15 protein-coding genes and 1 pseudogene are annotated in these 14747 nt (G+C 65.4%); 8 read left to right on the top strand and 8 right to left on the bottom strand.

The features are described from left to right. Position 1: 1 nt before the first annotated feature. From AB4Y36_RS14810 to AB4Y36_RS14795, 4 genes are all read left to right on the top strand, one after another. A complete protein-coding gene (locus AB4Y36_RS14810) occupies positions 2–607 on the top strand; it encodes a hypothetical protein (RefSeq protein WP_368683392.1) in 606 nt (201 codons plus the stop codon). 277 nt (positions 608–884) lie between these two features. Continuing rightward, on the top strand, positions 885–2042 hold the full coding sequence (locus AB4Y36_RS14805; protein WP_368683391.1) for an HPP family protein: 1158 nt from the start codon (positions 885–887) through the stop codon (positions 2040–2042). A 120-nt stretch (positions 2043–2162) separates the two neighbouring features. Then, the gene (locus AB4Y36_RS14800) at positions 2163–2576 is read left to right on the top strand and encodes a MarR family winged helix-turn-helix transcriptional regulator (RefSeq protein ID WP_069265794.1); all 414 of its coding nucleotides are present in this window, start codon (positions 2163–2165) and stop codon (positions 2574–2576) included. Between the two features lie 12 nt (positions 2577–2588). Then, the gene (locus AB4Y36_RS14795) at positions 2589–4391 is read left to right on the top strand and encodes a chloride channel protein (protein ID WP_368683390.1); all 1803 of its coding nucleotides are present in this window, start codon (positions 2589–2591) and stop codon (positions 4389–4391) included. A gap of 16 nt (positions 4392–4407) precedes the next feature. On the opposite strand, the gene AB4Y36_RS14790 is transcribed toward AB4Y36_RS14795, so the two are convergent. The 4 genes from AB4Y36_RS14790 to AB4Y36_RS14775 all read right to left on the bottom strand — a co-directional run bounded on the left by AB4Y36_RS14790 (position 4408) and on the right by AB4Y36_RS14775 (position 7155). Further along, the gene (locus AB4Y36_RS14790) at positions 4408–4815 is read right to left on the bottom strand and encodes a DUF2000 family protein (RefSeq protein WP_368683389.1); all 408 of its coding nucleotides are present in this window, start codon (positions 4813–4815) and stop codon (positions 4408–4410) included. A 98-nt stretch (positions 4816–4913) separates the two neighbouring features. Continuing rightward, a complete protein-coding gene (locus AB4Y36_RS14785) occupies positions 4914–5771 on the bottom strand; it encodes a sigma-70 family RNA polymerase sigma factor (protein ID WP_342949063.1) in 858 nt (285 codons plus the stop codon). Beyond that, positions 5768–6244 (bottom strand): carboxymuconolactone decarboxylase family protein, encoded by a 477-nt coding sequence (locus tag AB4Y36_RS14780; protein ID WP_368683388.1) that lies wholly within the window; start codon positions 6242–6244, stop codon positions 5768–5770. The genes AB4Y36_RS14785 and AB4Y36_RS14780 overlap by 4 nt, the downstream gene beginning before the upstream one ends. Positions 6245–6384: 140 nt before the next feature. Next, positions 6385–7155, bottom strand: coding sequence for an alpha/beta fold hydrolase (locus AB4Y36_RS14775; protein ID WP_368683387.1), 771 nt, complete (start codon positions 7153–7155; stop codon positions 6385–6387). Positions 7156–7328: 173 nt separating this feature from the next. Between AB4Y36_RS14775 and AB4Y36_RS14770 the strand changes: the two genes are divergently transcribed. Beyond that, entirely contained in the window at positions 7329–7949 is a 621-nt protein-coding gene (locus AB4Y36_RS14770) for a TetR/AcrR family transcriptional regulator (protein WP_069265788.1), read from the top strand. On the opposite strand, the gene AB4Y36_RS14765 is transcribed toward AB4Y36_RS14770, so the two are convergent. After that, positions 7934–8710: an SDR family NAD(P)-dependent oxidoreductase gene (locus AB4Y36_RS14765; RefSeq protein ID WP_069265787.1), complete on the bottom strand. Its 777-nt coding sequence runs from the start codon at positions 8708–8710 to the stop codon at positions 7934–7936. The two genes, AB4Y36_RS14770 and AB4Y36_RS14765, sit on opposite strands and share 16 nt — an antisense overlap. A 189-nt stretch (positions 8711–8899) precedes the next feature. Here AB4Y36_RS14765 and AB4Y36_RS14760 point away from each other — a divergent pair, with 189 nt between their 5' ends. Next, positions 8900–9799: a LysR family transcriptional regulator gene (locus AB4Y36_RS14760; protein WP_368683386.1), complete on the top strand. Its 900-nt coding sequence runs from the start codon at positions 8900–8902 to the stop codon at positions 9797–9799. 130 nt (positions 9800–9929) lie between these two features. Here the strand turns inward: AB4Y36_RS14760 and AB4Y36_RS14755 are convergent. Both AB4Y36_RS14755 and AB4Y36_RS14750 read right to left on the bottom strand, forming a co-directional pair. Further along, positions 9930–10016: pseudogene (locus AB4Y36_RS14755) on the bottom strand (LysE family translocator); the annotation flags it as partial. Between the two features lie 68 nt (positions 10017–10084). After that, positions 10085–10486 (bottom strand): hypothetical protein, encoded by a 402-nt coding sequence (locus AB4Y36_RS14750; RefSeq protein WP_342949066.1) that lies wholly within the window; start codon positions 10484–10486, stop codon positions 10085–10087. Between the two features lie 108 nt (positions 10487–10594). Between AB4Y36_RS14750 and AB4Y36_RS14745 the strand changes: the two genes are divergently transcribed. Together AB4Y36_RS14745 and AB4Y36_RS14740 are read left to right on the top strand one after the other, a co-directional pair. Then, entirely contained in the window at positions 10595–11563 is a 969-nt protein-coding gene (locus AB4Y36_RS14745) for a LysR family transcriptional regulator (RefSeq protein ID WP_368683385.1), read from the top strand. A gap of 149 nt (positions 11564–11712) precedes the next feature. Continuing rightward, positions 11713–12732 (top strand): alcohol dehydrogenase, encoded by a 1020-nt coding sequence (locus tag AB4Y36_RS14740; protein ID WP_069265783.1) that lies wholly within the window; start codon positions 11713–11715, stop codon positions 12730–12732. A 63-nt stretch (positions 12733–12795) separates the two neighbouring features. Here AB4Y36_RS14740 and AB4Y36_RS14735 read toward each other — a convergent pair whose 3' ends face one another. After that, a complete protein-coding gene (locus AB4Y36_RS14735; protein ID WP_368683384.1) occupies positions 12796–14562 on the bottom strand; it encodes a SulP family inorganic anion transporter in 1767 nt (588 codons plus the stop codon). Between the last annotated feature and the right edge of the window lie 185 nt (positions 14563–14747).

Genomic DNA, 14747 nt, shown 5'->3' with positions numbered 1-14747 from the left:
CTTGTTCGGAACCCTGGCCGCAACCCTGCTGATCAGCGGCTGCGTCTCGAGCCCCCGAGTCGCCACCGCCCCCGCGCGCCCCACGACCGTGGTTGTCGCTCCCCCGCCGCCGCCCCCGCCTGTCGTCGTCGCACAACCCGTTTATGTGCCGCAACCGTACGACGCCTACGTTTCGGTCGTGCTCGACCGTGACGTGGTCTACGCCGGCGGCAGCACGTATATCTGGATCGTGGGGCCGGACGGCCACCGCCAGCGCCGCTACTACGGCCGCGGCGACCTGCGCGGCGAAGTCCTGCACCGCCGCGCGGAACTGCGCGTGGTGATGGCGCATAACGAAGGCCATCTACCGATGCAACATGCGCACATGCCCGAGCCCCAGCGCGTGCGCGTGACGATGCAGCCGCACGGCACGCCGCCGCATGGCTACCGGCCCCAGCCGGGCGGGCATCCGCCGGCGCACACCGCCCAACATCGCCCGCCGCCTGCACCGAACCTCAACGCGAACGCCAGCGCCAACGCCAATGCCGGCCATCACCGCCACCCCGACGGCCATTCCAACGCCGCTCCCGCGCCGCGTTTCGCGGGTCAGCCGCCGCATGCCGGTTAAGGCTGGCTAAAACTTGAAGTTCGAACCGGCGGCCAACGTTCACTGGCCGGCCTAAAATGCGCCGCCGCCCCTCTGGCGGCGCCTCCTCCCCTTGCCTCACCTGCCGCCGCCCGCCGCGCGGCTGCGGTTGCGTCCCCAAAAATTCCTGCCCGAAGCGCATCCTCGGTACAACATCGCCGCGACTAAGTGACGCGATATATATCACATTGCGATATAATCCCTTTTCTTTGGGCGGCGCCGAGCCGTCTGCGCTCCCCATCCGTTTCCGCTCCGAATCGTGTCACGCTTCAAGGTCCTTCGCTGGCTCACCCGCTTCACCCCTTCCAGGGTCACCATCACATGGCGCGAGCGCCTGCGCTCGGGCGGCGGCGCGCTGGTCGGCATCGCGCTGACTGGGGCGCTCGCACACCGGCTGCCTGGCGGCGATCCGGGCATTCCGTACCTGATCGCCCCGATGGGCGCCTCCGCCGTGCTGCTGTTCGGCGTCCCCGCCAGCCCGCTCGCGCAGCCCTGGTCGATCATCGGCGGCAACCTCGTTTCCGCCACCGTCGGCGTGACCGCGGCGATGTGGATCCATGACCCCGTGCCGGCCGCCGCCGTGGCCATCGCCGTGGCCATCGTCGCGATGTTTACGCTGCGCTGCGTGCATCCGCCCTCAGGCGCGGTCGCGCTGACCGCGGTGCTGGGCGGCCCGGCCGTCCATGCGCTCGGCTATGAGTTCGTATTCGTGCCCGTCGCGCTGCAGTCGTTCCTGCTGCTCGGCGGCGCGCTCGTCTATCACGCCGCCACGGGGCATCGCTATCCGCATGCCGCGCGGCGCCCGCGGGTGGCCGGCCCCGTCCCCGCGCAAGCCGGTTTCACGCGTGCCGACCTCGAAGCCGTGCTGCGCGAGCGCGACGAAATGCTCGACATCGACACCGACGACCTCGAAGCCGTGCTCCAGGACGCCGAGATCCGCGCCTACGCGCGCAGCTTCGGCGAACTGACCTGCGCCGACGTCATGTCGGCCAACGTGGTGAGCATCACGCCCGCGACGACCGTGGGCGAAGCGCGCTCGCTGCTCAAGCGCCACGATGTGAAGGCACTGCCCGTGGTGGACGCGCATCACCAGGTGAAGGGCATCGTCACGCGCGCCGACCTCGCCGACGACGGGCGCGAACGGCATCCGCTGCGCCTCATGCTTTACGCGATTGCACGCCTGTTCCGGCCGCACGCAGAGTCCGGCCAGAGTGTCGGCACGCTGATGACCACGCATGTGCTCACCGTCGCGAACACGACGCCGATCGTCGAACTCGTGCGTATTTTTGCGGGCCGCGGGCACCACCATGTGCCGGTGGTCGATCACGAACACCGGCTTGCGGGCATCATCACGCAGGCCGATTTGATCTCCGGGCTCTATCACCAGGCGAAGACGCCGCAGCAGGCACCGGCCTGAACCGCTTGGCGGCCAGAATCGCGGCCATACACCTGGCCGCATGCCGACGTGACGGGCGTTTTCGGGAATAAATGTCACATCGTGATATATTAGGAGACTAAACCGTTTCAGGGACTCCCGATGAAAAAAAGCGCGCGCGAGCTCGACAAGGTCGACTTTGAACAGCTGTCCGAATTTCGCTACCAGATGCGCCGCTTCGAGCGCTTCTCGGAGCAGGCCGCGCAGGCCGAGGGCATCACGCCGTTGCAATACCTGTTGCTGCTGCATGTGAAGGGTTACCCCGGCCGCACGTGGGCGACCATCGGCGAGTTGGCCGAGCGTTTGCAGGCGCAGCATCACGGCGTGGTGGCGCTCGTCTCGCGCTGCGAGGCGATCGAACTCGTCGAGCGCCGCGTGAGCGAGCGCGACCGGCGCCAGGTGGAAGTGCATTTGCTCGCTGCCGGCGAAAAGCTGCTCGCGCGCCTGGCCGAACTGCATCGCGCCGAGTTGAAGTCGCTCGAGGGCGCATTCACCATTCCGCGTATCGATCTTTAGGGCCTGCTCACCATGCATTCCGACGATTCCCACAAGCGCGACTTCTCGGCGAACGCACGCCTGCCCGGCATCAGCGCGCTGGCCGCCGTGATTGGCGCACTGGCCACGCTCGCGGCGTTCGTGCTGCTGAGCCTGATCCACTGGTTCACGAACCTGTTCTTCTTCGGCCAGTTCTCGTTCGCCGACCGCTCGCCCGCGCTCAACACGCTGGGGCCGTGGGTCATCGTCGTGCCGGTGATTGGCGGACTGATCGTCGGGATGATGGCGCGCTTCGGCTCCGAGAAGATTCGCGGCCACGGCATTCCCGAAGCCATCGAAGCCATTCTGTTCGGCAAGAGCAAGATGTCGCCGAAGGTGGCCGTGCTCAAGCCGCTTTCGTCGGGCATCGTGATCGGCAGCGGCGGCCCGTTCGGCGCGGAAGGCCCGATCATCATGACGGGCGGCGCGCTCGGCTCGCTGCTCGCGCAGTGCGTGCGCGTCACCTCGGCCGAGCGCAAGACGCTCCTCGTGGCGGGCGCGGCCGCGGGCATGACCGCCGTGTTCGGCACGCCGGTCGCGGCCGTGCTGCTCGCCGTCGAACTGCTGCTGTTCGAATGGCGCCCGCGCAGCTTCCTGCCGGTGGCGCTCGCGTGCGCGGTGGCCGGCTTCGCGCGCTCCGTGTTCTTCGGCACGGCGCCGCTCTTTCCCATGCAGACCCCGCCGCCGCACGCCGTGGCGCTCTTCTCGTGCATCATCGCAGGGCTGCTGGCTGGCGCGCTCGCGTCGGGGCTGTCGGCGGCGCTCTACAAGGTCGAGGACCTGTTCGGCCATCTGCCGCTGCACTGGTCGTGGTGGCCGGCCATCGGCGGGCTCGTGGTGGGCATTGGCGGCTTCATCGAGCCGCGCGCGCTCGGCGTGGGCTACGACGTGATCGGCGATCTGCTGCATCAGCACATCGTCCTTCAGGTCGCCATTGCGATTCTGGTGGTGAAAGCCGTGATCTGGGTCGTGGCGCTCGGCTCCGGCACCTCGGGCGGCGTACTCGCCCCGCTGCTCATGCTCGGCGCCGGGCTCGGCTCGGTGTTGAGCCACGTGCTGCCCGGCAGCGACCCGGCGCTGTGGCCGCTCGTGTGCATGGCGGCGACGCTCGGCGCCACGCTCGGCGCGCCGCTCACGGCCATCGTGTTCGCGTTCGGCCTCACGCACGATACCAATGCGCTGCTGCCGCTGCTCACGGCGACGCTGGTTGCGCACGGCTTCGCGACGGTCGTCATGAAGCGCTCGATCATGACCGAAAAGATCGCGCGCCGCGGTTATCACATCTATCGCGAGTACGGCGTCGATCCGCTCGAGCGCCATTACGTCGATGAAGTGATGACCCGCACCGTCGATACGATCGACGCGAACGTCACCGTGCGCGACGCCCTCGACCGCTATTTCGGTTCGACCCAGCAGCGCCGCGCCTTCCCGGTGCTGCGCGACGGCGCGGTGCTCGGTGTGGTGGATCGCGCGATGCTCGACGCCGTGCGCGCGAGCGCCGCGACCGAAGCCCTCGACACGCCACTCGGCTCGTTGCTCGCGCAACGTTCCCCCGACATGGCGCTCCCCGCGGAAACCTGCCGGCAGGTTGCCACGCGCCTCGCGATTCACGGGCTCGAACGCCTGCCCGTGGTTGCCGACCGCGAATCGCGGCGGCTCGTGGGCATCGTCTCGCGCAGCGACCTCGTCAAGCTCTCGCTTGCGCACTTCGAGGAAGAGCACAAAAAGGAGCGCTTCCGCCGCATTCCCATGGGCAACGGCAAGCGGCGCTTTCCGCCGGTGCGCAAGGCGGGGTGATGGAAACGGCGCGCGTCTACTGATGCAGCGCCAGCCCCTTCACGGCCTTGTCGACCGCGTTCTTCGGGCCGTATAACGCGATTCCCACAAGATCGGGATTCTCCGGGTCCTCGGCGCGAAAAACCTCGCGGTTCGCCGCGTCGTGGCCCGTCGAGAACATGGCGTGCACATACGGCACGATCGTGAGTTCGCGCGAAACGCCGCGCCGCATCGCCGCCTGCAATCCCCCGACATCGGCGCCATAGATCATCATCGGCTGGCCCAGCATCCTGCCGTAGCGTTGCCCGCGCGCGTCTTCGTAGGGCTCGCCAAGCGCTTCGGGCACCGCCGCCGCAATGCCCGTGGCGAGAAACGCGGTCACATTGAGCTTCTGCCAGACCGCGAGGTTTTCCCGCACGACCAGCGCGACTTTCGTATCGAACATGCTGCCTCCTTTTTCGAGGCAGTCATGATCCGCGAGACGCCGCTGCAAGTCTGGAACGTTTGTGCACGACGGCTTGGGCCGCCCGGAAGCCGCACATCTCAGTGCAGATGCCGCAGCTTGTCCGGATTGCGCATCACGTAAATCGCCGTGACCTTGCCGTCTTCGATCTCGAGCGCGGTGGTCTGCAACTCGCCATCGGCCTCGCGCGAGACGAAGCCGGGCAGGCCGTTGATGAAACCCGCGCGCACGAAAGTCGAGCCATTCTTGCGGAACAGGTCGGCTAGCTGCGCATGCAGCTTCATCACACTCTCGAAGCCGAACACCGGGCGGCCGATCGCCGGGCGCTTGCCGCCGCCGTCCGCGTGCAGGCTCACGTCATCGGCAAGCATGGCGCCCAGCGCGCTCATGTCGCCGCTGCGCGACGCCGCGAAGAACGCCTGCGCCAGTTCGAGGCCGCGCGCTTTCTCCACATGAAAACGCGGGCGCGCCTCTCGCACATGAGTGCGGGCGCGCGCCGCGAGCTGGCGGCATGCGGCGCTCTCGCGCCCGATCGTGGCCGCGACTTCGTCGAACTCGAGCCCGAACACATCGTGCAGCAGGAACGCCGCGCGCTCCAGCGGCGAGAGGCGTTCGAGCGCGAGCATGAGCGGCAGCGTGACGTCCTCCTGCTCGTCCTCTTCGACGACCGGGTCGGGCAGCCACGGACCGACATAGGTTTCGCGCTGATGCCGCGCCGATTTGAGCTGGTCGAGGCACATGCGCATCACCATGCGGCGCAGGAACGCCTCGGGCACGCGCACCTCGTCGCGCTCCACGTCCGCCCAGCGGATGAACGCGTCCTGCACGATGTCCTCGGCGTCGGCGACCGAGCCGAGCATGCGGTACGCCACGCGGATCAGCTTGCGCCGCAGCGGATCGAAACTCGCCGCGGCGTCCGTGAGGCCAGCGTCCGTCATGCGGCAACCATCTTCCTGGCCATGGCCTTCGCCGCCGCCGGATCGACCCACAGGCCGAAGCCGACCGCAAGGCGGTTCCAGCCGTTGATCACATTGATCATCAGCGTGAGCTTCACCTGCTCCTCCTCGGTAAAGTGGCCGGTGAGCGCCGCGCGTGCCTCCTCCAGCACATGACCTTCGGAAAGGCGCGTGAGGGCGTCGGTCCAGCCGAGCGCCGCGCGTTCGCGGTCGGTATAGCAAGGCGCTTCTTTCCACGCGGAAAGCAGGTAGAGACGCTGTTCGGTCTCGCCTTCCTCGCGTGCGTGGGCGGTATGCATGTTAAGACAATTCGCGCAGCCGTTGATTTGCGACGCGCGCACCTCCACCAACGCAATGAGGCTCGGCTCGAGGCTCCCGGACACGGCGAGCGAAGTGCCCATCCAGGACTTCATCAGGGTCGGGGCGGCGGCGAACAGGTCGAGCTTGGCAGTCATGTTGCATCTCCTTTCGGTTGGGTTGCCATGACATGACGAGACAGCCTGGGCCGCGTGTGACATTGGGCGAAAAAAGTTCGTTAGCGACAATTGCGCCGCCTCGGCCGGTATCACGGCCGGAGGCGGCTCGTCACGCTGCATCACTCTTTGGCCGACTGCGCCGCGGCTTGCTCGATGACCTTCGCCACTTCCGCCGGATGCGACATGTAGACCACGTGGCTCGAATTGATCTCGACCGTCTTGCTGCCTGCGCGCTGGGTCATGAAGCGTTCCAGATCGGGATTGATCGCACGGTCCGCCGTCGCCACGACGGCCCAGCTCGGTTTCGTTCGCCAGGCGGCGTGCGCGATCGGAACGCCGAATGACTGCGCGGCGGGCGTGACCTGCGAGATGGCCATGAAGCGGGCCTCGGCGGCGGGCAGGTCGGCGGCGAAATCCTCGTGGAAATTCGCCGGGTCGATATACAGGTGGCCGTCGGCGGTGGCCTTGATCGCCTGGGTGGCCGGCGGCGTCTTCTTCGTCAGTTCGAGCGGCGATTCTCCCGTATCGGGCTGGAACGCGGCCACATAGACGAGACCCGCGACCTTGTCGTCATTCCCCGCCTCGGTCACGACCGCGCCGCCGTAGCTGTGGCCGACGAGGATGCTCGGGCCGTCCTGGGCGTCGATCACGCGGGTCGTCGCCTTCACGTCATCGTCGAAGGACGTTTCCGGCTCCTGCACGACGGACACCTTATAGCCGTCGCGCGTGAGGATCTTCGACACGGCCTGCCAGCCCGAACCGTCGGCGAAGTAGCCGTGCACGAGCACGATGTTCTTGACCGGTGCGGCCGTGGCGGCCTGCGAGCCGAGCGCGGCGGCGCAAAGGGCAACGGCGGCGGCGATGCGGGTGACGTATGAGGAAATCTTCATTTTCATGCTCCAGGTGATTTTGAGGGCTCGACAGGGCGTAGCCTGTTCGATGCAGCCATCCTACTAGTAGGATGGCTGAGAAGCAAGAAAAAATTTGGAGGGTTTCGGGGTAGCAATGGGTTCCCGCTCCGCGTAAGCTGTCGGTAATTCAACCGACTAGATGGTAGGCAAAAATGACAGTAAGCGGCGAACTGACGGCCGACAGGATCATTGCGGCGGGACGGCAGCTCATCATGCGGCGCGGCTACAACGGCTTCAGCTATGCCGACATCGCGGATGCGATCGACATTCGCAAGGCCAGCATTCACCACCATTTCCCCGCCAAGACCGATCTCGTGGTGGCGGTACTGGACGCGTGGCAGGAAGCGCTCGACGCCGATGTGGCGGCGCTGGAGGCGAGCGGCGCGGACGCCATCGCACAGTTGCGCGCCTACATCGGCCATTGGGAGCGCTGCATTGCCGACGACACGGCTCCGTTCTGTGTCGCGGGCATGCTGGGCGCCGAACTGCCTTCGCTGCCCGAAGAAGTGGCTCAAGGGGTGAAGACGTTCTTCGATCACCTGACGGCGTGGCTCGAGCGGGTGCTCGAAGCCGGCGTGAAGGGCGATCTCCTCAAACTGGATTCGTCGGTTCACGCCGAAGCGGCCACGCTCGTCTCGCTGGTCTACGGCGCCATGCTCGCTGCGCGGGCGTATGCGAACGTCGAGCTGTTCAAGCAGGTGACCGAGGATGCGGTCGAAAGACTGGTCAAGCCTCGCAAACGCACCCGCTCCACCGGTCAGGCGACCGAGTAGCCGCCGTCGGCCACCAGAGCGTGGCCTGAAACGTAGCTCGAGTCGTCGGAGGCGAGGAACGCCACGATAGTCGCCATCTCCTGCGCGGTGCCCCAGCGGCCAGCGGGCGTGCCGGCGGCGAACTGCTGCTGCACTTCGGCCGATGGCCAGATGCCGCGATGATGGAACGGCGTCTCGATCAACCCCGGGCACAGTGCGTTTACGCGTATGCCTTGGCGGAACCATTCGATCGACGCCGATTTTGTCATGCCGACTACCGCGTGCTTGCTGGCGATGTACACCGACGCGTTCGCGAAACCGATCAGCCCGCCCATCGAGGCGTTGTTGATGATGCTGCCCGCGCCTTGCTCGAGCATGACCTGCGCTTCGTATTTCATCGCGTTCAGCACGCCGCGCACGTTCAGGTCGAAGACCATGTCGAATCTTTCGGAATCCTGTTCGATGAGCGGCGCGAATACGCCCTCGGTTCCCGCATTGTTGAAGGCGATGTCAAGGCGCCCGTAGGTCTGCACCGTGTAATCGACGAGACGCTCGATGTCGACCTCTTTCGAAACGTCCGCCACGAAGGTCGACGCTTCGCCACCCTCGCCCGAAATCTGCTGCACGAGCTGGTCGAGTTCGTCCTTGCGGCGGGCCGCCACGACGACCTTTGCGCCGCGGCGGGCGAGTTCGACGGCCGAAGCGCGGCCGATACCGGAGCTTGCGCCGGTCACGAGTGCAATCTTGCCTTCGAGCTGCCGTTGTGTGCTGATCGTGTTCATGATGTCGTCCTTTGTTCCAGTGGATATTGCGCAGGGTCTGGCGCGCTTGTCGCGGCTACATTGCCTCACGCCTGGAACGAAGTATGGATACGCAGCCCTCGAAGGTGAATGGAATAATCGCGCTTTCACAATTCCTGATTTGGGAATTTTCAACGACAATGGCTCGTCATTCTCAGCGCAGGAACAATCATGCTCAATCGCCTTGATCTCCTGAGGATCTTCCTGGCCGCCTCGTCGTGTACGAGCTTTCGCGAAGCCGCCGCGCGACTCGGCGTTTCGCCGCAAGTGGTCACGCGCGCGGTGCGTGAGCTGGAGGAGCAACTGAGGGAAACCCTGTTCCATCGCAATACGCGACGCGTGCAGATCACGACCTTCGGCCAGTCGTTCGTCGCACGCGCGCAGGCCGCGCTAGCAGGCGTCGACGGTCTGTTCGGCCAGGCAAGCATGAGCGACGACGCAATGGGCGTTGTGCGCATTACCGCGCCGTCAGCCTTGGGCCGCTACTACGTACAGCCGATTTTGATGGAATTGATGGCCCGCCATTCCGGTCTGATTGCCGATCTCAGACTCTCGGATGCCCCCTCGGCCGTCGTGGACGAGCAGATCGACCTGGGCGTGCGTGTGGGCGCAATTGGCGACAACCGGTTTGTCGCGCGCGCTATCGGTCCACTACCGGTGTGGACTGTCGCGTCGCCTGCATTGATCGCGCGGTTGGGAGAACCGAAGAACTTGAAGGACCTCGAAGCACTGCCTGTGACGTGCCTGATCGACCCCGCAAGCGGTCGTCCGTGGCCATGGATGTTCCGCGGCGAACGCCACTTCCAGCCGGCTGCACCTGCATTCGTAACCAACGATACTTCCGTGGAGGTCGAAGCAGCTTGCGCTGGAATTGGCTTCAGCCAATGCACCGAATATCTGATTCGGCCTTACATTCAGCGAGGTCAACTCGTCCGGCTTCTACCTCGCCTCGATCCCGATCCCTGGAAGCTATACGTCTACCGTCCCCAACGCGGCCCGGTGTCGAGGCGAGTCCGTGTCGTATTCGACGAACTGGTTGCCAGACTTCCCCTCGCAACGTTGCGTGTGTAGCTGGCGCGCCCCGAAGAGCGAACGTCAGTTCAACGCGAAAGCGAAGTCTGAAACCGGGCTAGAAACGCGTCGCCAGGAGTTTGATCCCGGCGATCCCGAATACGACAGCGCTGCGACCGTCGCCCAAAGCGTTGCTCGGCCCGGCACTCGCGGTGCCGACGAAGTACGCTGTGTAGCCAAGCAGCAGGTTGGTCGAGAAGAAGGCGTTTCCAGTCATGATTGAAAGGGGTTTCAAAACGTTGACATGCGATGCAAGCAAGCATGTTCCGGACGCTCCAGTGCCTGCTACTGGGGGGCAGGCGAATTCAAAAGCTTGCTCAACGGCTTCAGCGGGCCTATTGGGAAGAGCGAGAACGTCATCAAATGCGCTTTCCCCAAGGGCAGTGCCTCGAGCATTTCATGCGCTTGGTCGACGTCCGTTACGTTCAGGATGAATGCCACCCCGGCCCGGTCTTGCAGTGAATACCACTGATCAATCTTGCCCTCGAGGTAAAGCTGCGCCGTCTCGCGCACTTCGGTCGGCAGCGTGTGTTGGACAAGTTGCATGTCCGTGCCCGGCGGAAAAGTGCCGATCGCCAGAATCTTCGTGGTTGGCGTGGCAGGCATAGGCATGGTTTGCGACATGGAAACTCCAGCAGAAGCGACCAGCACAGAGGCGATGGTCGAATTAAGAAGAAGGCGTTTCATTCAGCGTCCAGTGACTGTGGTGCGAGCCGCTGATGCTCCGGACCAATGGCTGGTGCCAAGGTATCATCGCTATTCGCACGCGGCTATCCATCACATTGTTGACGGGCCATGAAGCAGAACTTCACAGTCAGGCAGGGCGCGCTGGACGGCGTGGAAGTGTTCCTGAGCGTTGCCCGGCATCGCAGTTTTCGCAAGGCGGCCGCGGAGCTCGGTGTGACGCCCTCGGCTATCAGCCAGACAGTACGTGTACTCGAAGCGCGCATTGGCGCAGCGCTCTTCATCCGCAACTCGCGCAGTGTCGGCTTGACCGAAGCCGGCGAACAGTTTTTCGCGCGCGCCAAGCCCGCCTTCGAGGAGCTGGTCGCCGCCAGTGAGCTGGCGCGTGGACTCGGCCAGCGACCGGCGGGATTGCTGCGCCTCTCCGCGCCGCGCGCGGTGATCCCCACTCTGCTTGAGCTGGTCACGTCGTTCTGCAAGGCTTATCCCGAGGTCGAGGTGGAGCTTGCTGCGAGCAAGGAGGTGACCGACCTTGCTGCCGAAGGCTTCGACGCCGCTGTCCGGCAGGGTCATCTCGTTGCTCCCGATATGGTCGCGGTGCCGATGACGCCGCCGTTCCGTCTCATCGTCGTCGGCAGCCCGGGCTACTTCGCCGGGTCAGGCCCGCCCGCTCACCCGAACGACCTGCGCCAGCATGCCTGCTTGCGATGGCGGCGGTCCAACGGCGCGCTCGCCCTATGGTCCTTCAACGACGAAGACGAGCCGATCGAGATCGCCGTATCCGGCCCCCTCATCGCCAGTGACTTTCCCACCGTGCTGGGCGCTGCGTCAGAAGGACTGGGCCTCGCCCAGGTACCCGAGCCGCTGGCCGCTGCCGGGTTGAGATCGGGTGAACTGATCGAGGTGCTGAAGGCCTACGCGCCGATGAGGCCGGGGGTGTTCCTCTGCTATCCGGACCGCCGGCAGGTCATGCCGAAACTGCGCGCGTTCATCGACCATTTGAAGAGCCGCACGGCGGGCGATGGAAAAGTCCGCGTAAAAGCTGATGCAAAACGCGCAGGGTCGCGAATAGAAAGCTGATGCCGCAAAGCATTCACAAACGCCGAACGCTAACAAACATCCCCTACGCCGCGCAGCGCGAAGCGCTCGCACCATCGTCCTACAATGTCGCATAGCCATACGTCGCCACGACATCACCGGTGCAAACCTCTCTTTCCCAGGAGCAGACGATGCCAAAGATGCACGTAGTGCAGGTAGCAAAACCCGGCGCCCCTCTCGAACTGGTCGAGCGCGATATTCCCGAGCCGCCCGAGGGACACGTCCTCGTCAAGGTGCAGGCCTGCGGGATCTGCCATAGCGATTCCCTCACGAAGGAAGGCCAGTGGCCCGGCCTGCAGTTCCCTCGCGTGCCCGGCCACGAGATCGCAGGCGTGATCGAAAAGCTTGGCCCGCGCGTCGACGAATGGAAGGTTGGTCAGCGCATCGGCGTGGGCTGGCACGGCGGACACTGCGGCCATTGCGAACACTGCCGTCACGGCGACTTCGTGCTCTGCAAGAACGGGCAGATTCCCGGCATCAGCTACGACGGCGGCTATGCCGACTACATGGTGGCGCCGCAGGAAGCGCTCGCACGCATGCCCGACGACCTCTCCGACGTCGACGCCGCGCCGCTCCTGTGCGCGGGCATCACCACCTTCAACGCGCTGCGCAACAGCGGCGCACGCGCGGGCGATGTCGTGGCGATTCTCGGCATAGGCGGTCTCGGCCATCTCGGCGTGCAGTACGCCCGCAAAATGGGCTTCGTCACCGTCGCCATCGCGCGCGGGCAGGACAAGGCGCCGCTCGCGAAACAGCTCGGCGCGCATCACTACATCGACAGTTCCTCGCAGGACGTCGCGCAAGCCTTGCTCGCGCTGGGCGGCGCGCGCGTGATCCTCGCCACGGCCACGAGCGGCAAAGCCATGAGCGCTGCGCTGGGCGGGCTCGGCCTGAACGGCAAGCTGATCATGATCGGCGTATCGGAGGAGCCCGTGGAAGTGCCGATCACGCAGTTCATCATGGGCCGCCACTCAGTGCAGGGCTGGCCCTCGGGCACCGCCGCCGATTCTCAGGATACCCTGGCATTCAGCGCGCTCTCGGGGGTGAAGCCGATGATCGAAGAATATCCGCTGTCGCGCGCGGCAGAGGCCTATGAACGGATGATGAGCGGCAAGGCGCGCTTTCGCGTGGTGCTCAAGCCCGGCGCCTGACGCGCATCGAGGCGAAGTACGGTGCGATGCGGCGCTGGAGGCCGGCACCGCATCGGCTTTTCACTACCGTCCCGTTTGCGGCCCGGCCTCGTCCTTCGCGAGGCCGGTCTCGTCGACATAGCGATCGACAGCACTGCTCACGGTCGGATCGAAGCGCTCCGGACCGATGTCTTCGAGCAAATCGAAGCGCTTGAGCTTGTCGCGCACCGGGTCCTTCATCTCAGCGAAATGCAGCGCGATGCCGCGCTCGCGCAACGTATGAGTCAGTTCGCGCAGCATGTCGGCGGACGTGACGTCCACACTCGTCACGGGCTCCGCCGCCACCACGACCCGGCGCACCGGCGTGGGCGACGCTTCCACCGCCTCCATCAGGCGCTGCTGAAATAATTCGGCATTCGCGAAAAACAGCGGCGCGTCCCAGCGAAACAGCACGAGTCCCGGCGTGCGCACCGCTTCGGGATAGCGCTCGATGTCGTGATAGCCGCGCACGCCCTCCACACGGCCGAGCACTGCGAAATGGGGCCGCCAGCCGTCCCAGAGGAATTCGATCACGGCGATCAGGACGGCAAGTCCAATGCCGGGAATCGCCCCGAAGACCGCGACTGCCACGAAGCAACCGATCGACAGCCAGAACTCCCACTGCTGAATGCGGTAGATGCGTTTGAGATCCGCGATTTCGAACAGGCCGAGCGCGGCGGCGATCACCACGGCGGCGAGCGCGCTATTGGGCAAATAGCGCAACAGATTCGGCGCGACCATGAGCAGCGCCGCCACGGCGAGCGCGCCGACTACGCCGGTTAGCTGCGTGCGGGCGCCCGCGGCTTCGGCAACCGGCGTGCGCGAGGCGCTGCTGCTGATCGGAAAGCCCTGGAACAAGCCGGCCGCGAAGTTCGCCACGCCGAGGCCCACCATCTCCTGGTTCGGGTCGACGCGCGCATGAAAGCGCGCTGCATAGGTGCGCGAGAGCACGCTCGTATCGGCGAAAGCGATCATCGCGACGGCCGCGCCGCCCAGCACGATCTTGACCAGGTCCGCGTTGGCGACCCATGGCAGCGAGAGTCCAGGCAAACCCTGGGGAATCGTGCCCAGCACTTTCACGCCCACGGTGTCGAGATGAAAGAGACTGACCGAGAGCGTGGCCACGATCACGGCAATCAGGATGCCGGGTACTTTATCGAAGCGCTTGAGCGCGAGGATCAGCACGAGGCTTCCCGCGCCCACGGCGAAGCTGTACCAGTTCGCCTCGCCGCGCGCGACGCCCTGGGCGAGGCTGAGCAGGTCTCTCATCGGCCCCTGCTCGTCGATGGAGATGGCGAAGAGCTTCGGCAACTGGCTAATGAGCACGGCGAGCGCAATGCCGTTCATGTAGCCGTAACGAATGGGCTTGGACAGCAGATCCGTGATGAAGCCGAGCCGCAACAGCCCCATGACCACGCAGACGAGCCCGGAAACGATCGCCATCATGCTCGCCACGCCGATGGCGCGTGCGGGGTCGCCGCCCGCTACCTGCACCACCACGGCGAGTATCGGCGCGGCAAGCGCGGAGTCGGGGCCGAGCACGAGAATGCGGCTGGGCCCGAAAATGGCGTAGGCCAGCAGCGGAATGATCGTGGCATAGAGACCGTATACGCCCGGCACACCGGACGCCGCCGCGTAGGCGATGCCGACCGGCACGAGCATGGTGGTCAGCACGAGTCCCGCAGCGAGATCGTTGAGCAACCAGGCGCGTTGATAAGTCCTGAACAACGTCACGCCGGGCAGCCAGCGCAACCAGGGCTGGCTTGCGCTGGCACTGGTGGGCTGTGCGTTGGGGGAAGCAGGTCTTTCCATTTCCATTGGCCGGTTAATTGTCGTGAGAATGCTGGCGCTGGGAATCGTGGAGCCGACGGCGTGCGCTAAAAAGAATAGGTGAAATATGCGTGTCACAAAAGACGCCGCAGTCCCCTGTCTTGACGCCGGAGTCCTGAGCGCGGACTCATGCTGCCCTCCGGCACTTTTTCGGGCATCGCCCGCGA

This window comes from Paraburkholderia sp. BR10936 (assembly GCF_040965735.1).
In the GTDB taxonomy this organism is placed as follows: Bacteria; Pseudomonadota; Gammaproteobacteria; order Burkholderiales; family Burkholderiaceae; genus Paraburkholderia; species Paraburkholderia nodosa_A.
This window is presented reverse-complemented; position numbering and strand designations above follow the sequence as displayed.

Bases quoted from the DNA above. Each gene is read 5' to 3' on its own strand.
- AB4Y36_RS14800 (WP_069265794.1), top strand. From the start codon at position 2,163: ATGAAAAAAAGCGCGCGCGAGCTCGACAAGGTCGACTTTGAACAGCTG.
- AB4Y36_RS14795 (WP_368683390.1), top strand. From the start codon at position 2,589: ATGCATTCCGACGATTCCCACAAGCGCGACTTCTCGGCGAACGCACGC.
- AB4Y36_RS14790 (WP_368683389.1), bottom strand. From the start codon at position 4,815: ATGTTCGATACGAAAGTCGCGCTGGTCGTGCGGGAAAACCTCGCGGTC.
- AB4Y36_RS14785 (WP_342949063.1), bottom strand. From the start codon at position 5,771: ATGACGGACGCTGGCCTCACGGACGCCGCGGCGAGTTTCGATCCGCTG.
- AB4Y36_RS14780 (WP_368683388.1), bottom strand. From the start codon at position 6,244: ATGACTGCCAAGCTCGACCTGTTCGCCGCCGCCCCGACCCTGATGAAG.
- AB4Y36_RS14775 (WP_368683387.1), bottom strand. From the start codon at position 7,155: ATGAAGATTTCCTCATACGTCACCCGCATCGCCGCCGCCGTTGCCCTT.
- AB4Y36_RS14770 (WP_069265788.1), top strand. From the start codon at position 7,329: ATGACAGTAAGCGGCGAACTGACGGCCGACAGGATCATTGCGGCGGGA.
- AB4Y36_RS14765 (WP_069265787.1), bottom strand. From the start codon at position 8,710: ATGAACACGATCAGCACACAACGGCAGCTCGAAGGCAAGATTGCACTC.
- AB4Y36_RS14760 (WP_368683386.1), top strand. From the start codon at position 8,900: ATGCTCAATCGCCTTGATCTCCTGAGGATCTTCCTGGCCGCCTCGTCG.
- AB4Y36_RS14750 (WP_342949066.1), bottom strand. From the start codon at position 10,486: ATGAAACGCCTTCTTCTTAATTCGACCATCGCCTCTGTGCTGGTCGCT.
- AB4Y36_RS14745 (WP_368683385.1), top strand. From the start codon at position 10,595: ATGAAGCAGAACTTCACAGTCAGGCAGGGCGCGCTGGACGGCGTGGAA.
- AB4Y36_RS14740 (WP_069265783.1), top strand. From the start codon at position 11,713: ATGCCAAAGATGCACGTAGTGCAGGTAGCAAAACCCGGCGCCCCTCTC.
- AB4Y36_RS14735 (WP_368683384.1), bottom strand. From the start codon at position 14,562: ATGGAAAGACCTGCTTCCCCCAACGCACAGCCCACCAGTGCCAGCGCA.